This is a genomic window from Halorubrum sp. SP3 (assembly GCF_005435195.1).
GTDB classification, from domain to species: Archaea; Halobacteriota; Halobacteria; order Halobacteriales; family Haloferacaceae; genus Halorubrum; species Halorubrum sodomense.
In genome coordinates, this window is record NZ_SGTU01000271.1 from 1 (window position 1) to 562 (window position 562).

At 67.4% G+C, this 562-nt stretch carries 1 pseudogene; it reads left to right on the forward strand.

The features are described 5' to 3' along the window. Positions 1 to 562, forward strand: a pseudogene (locus EXE42_RS16535) (C4-dicarboxylate ABC transporter permease); the annotation flags it as partial.

Consider the following 562-nt stretch of genomic DNA (forward strand, 5'->3'; position numbering starts at 1 on the left):
GTTCTGGGCCGGCGTCCTCTACTGGGCGCAGACGCAGGCGATCTCGCAGGTGCGGTTCGCGACCGCGTTCGTCGGCGGCATCCTGACCGTGTACGCGCTCAACGAGACGCGGCTCGCCATCTCGGACGGCGACTGGATCGACGGCGCCGTGCTGATCCCCGCGTCGCTCGCGCTGATGACCGCGTCGGCGTTCTTCGCGATCAACTTCCAGGACGTGTACCTCCAGCGGCAGGGGTACGCGCTCGAACACGAGTACATGCTCGCGCGGCTCGTGATCCTCTCGCTGATGTACCTCACGTGGCGCGAGTTCGGCAACGTGTTCCTCGGGCTCGTCTTCGCCGTGTTCGGGTACGCGATGTTCGGGAACCTCGTCCCCGGCGTGTTGGGCCACGCGGGGATGAACCAGGCGACGCTGCTCCAGGCGACGGTCACGGACCTGTACGGGTTCTACGGGAGCCTGACGCAGATCACGGCCTCGTGGATCGCGCCGTTCCTGCTGTACGCCGGGCTGCTGTTCGCGTACGGCGCGTTCGACCTGATCCTGCGCGTCGCCATCGTGGCC